Here is a 1,940-nt window from a genome sequence, read left to right as displayed (position 1 = left end):
ATGTTCTGCCTGTTCAAAAAGCCACGCAGCGCGTTACCAACCATCTTTCCAACATCGCCAGACATCTGGCCCAAACGACCAGCCCACGCACGAATAGGCCCAGCCCACTGCGAAAAACCAGCAGAGGACACCAGATCGGCCAAAGCATCACCCAAAGCAGGGAAATTCACAGACGCAATCGCATTATCAATAAGATGATCAACATCACCACGCATAATGGCATCCAACCAATCCTGCCAATTCGCCCCCGCCGTCGACAGGAAATCACCAATAGCCTGCTGCACATCACCATTGGCCAAGCCAGCAATAAAGCCACCAACGCCAACACTCGACCACAGTGTGGCAATCTTTTTCAGCGCATGCGCCACCGACTTACTACGACGCCGCAGCCACGACATTGCATGGTCAAAAGCAGCGCGAAAGTTATCCAAGTTAGCGCCACTAATAAGGTCCCGCGGAGCCCAATCAGCAATGATGCGCAGCAACTCCGAATCAGTCATATCCGCAACCGTGTGCTCCACACGATTAATCAGCTGGTCCACCGCATCCAACAATGACCGCTCAGAAAGACGAGAAATAATATCCAGAGCAGTAGACACATTCACCCGGATAGCGCCAAGATTCGTCAACCTGCCATCGCCAGTAATATAGTCCACCCACTCGCGAACCTTGCCAGCAAATGCAAAATCCGGGCCTATATCGTCGCGCCCGGTAGGCTCCTGAGGATTCCTATCCACCAGACGGTACAAACACACACCATTAGAATCCGGTGTGCACGACAACGTCACCACACTGCCTGCCAACTCGGCCCGGTTAAACGGCTGAGAATCAATCGACGTGACCACCGCGCGCGGAACAAACAAACGCACACGCTGCCCACCAGAAGCCAACAAATCAAAATTCAACGAACGATAAGGCAACGCCCTATCAAGGCGCTCCTCAACCCTTACACGCGAAGAATCAAACAACTCTTTGACGCCACCATCGGGATGAGTCAACCGCATCACCGCCGAGTTACCCAACTCCATAAACGACACCGACAGGCTCACCCCATTCGGCGAGGAGACAGTACTCATCGACAAACCAGACCACGACTTCGACTCCTCAGAATCTACCGACGTATCCACCGTCACACCATCAGCAGATACATAACCAGCAGGAACCATACCCGCCCCCGGCAAACGGCGCAGCGGCTCACTCGCCGACAATGGCACCGCAAAAGGACTCGACACCGGCTGGCCAATCCAAGCACCACCACCGGCAGAAATATTCGGCACACCATGGACAAGATTCCCCCGATTACGCATAAAACCCCCAAAATAGCGTCACAATACAACCCCTAGTATAAAACACAGCGACTACCCCGAGCCCCGGCAGCCGACCAGCACACAAGAATAGGGGCCGAGGGAATACACCCTCAGCCCCTACTCGACTGAATCTGATTAAATAGTCAACGCACCCACAACCAGGTACGCGACTACCATCAACGCTACCGCATCGCCGATAAGCACGCCCGGCTTCAACGCCAGCGGCGTCAGCACAGTCTTGAGAACACGCCAGTTAGCGTACAAACCGGCCGCCAAGGTCTCCCCGCCACGCAGACCCAAGCCACGAACCGGCAAGTGACCCAGCTGCGGGATACGCGACAGCAAGAACACATTGAACAGGATACGACCAATGTTCAGCCCATTGACAAGCTTCAACAGGTTATTGCCACGTACCGCAACACGAATCGGGGTAGACAGGGCAAGGAAGTCCACCGCAGCACGAACAGCCTTCACCACAGCCTTGGTATTAAACGCCGTCAGCGAATTAATAAGCACCTCGTTAAAGACGTGCAGCAGCGCCTGACGCACCTCATGATGATTAAACATCTGAAGTGCGACAACAATAAACGGAAGCTTCTTCGCCGCCTTAAACTGCGCGATAACCGGAGCAGC

2 protein-coding genes are annotated in these 1,940 nt (G+C 54.2%); both read right to left on the bottom strand.

All coding sequences use genetic code 11. The features are described 5' to 3' along the window. On the bottom strand, positions 1 to 1,277 hold a 1,277-nt coding region (locus QP990_RS12045; protein ID WP_284799409.1), incomplete at its 3' end, for a hypothetical protein. 165 nt (positions 1,278 to 1,442) lie between these two features. Next, a partial coding sequence (locus QP990_RS12040) for a hypothetical protein (protein ID WP_284799408.1) occupies positions 1,443 to 1,940 on the bottom strand: 498 nt, incomplete at its 5' end.

This window comes from Corynebacterium sp. MSK071 (assembly GCF_030232125.1).
Classification (GTDB): Bacteria; Actinomycetota; Actinomycetes; order Mycobacteriales; family Mycobacteriaceae; genus Corynebacterium; species Corynebacterium kefirresidentii.
The sequence above is the reverse complement of the archived record's forward strand: the minus strand, read 5'-3'. Positions and strand labels throughout refer to the sequence as shown.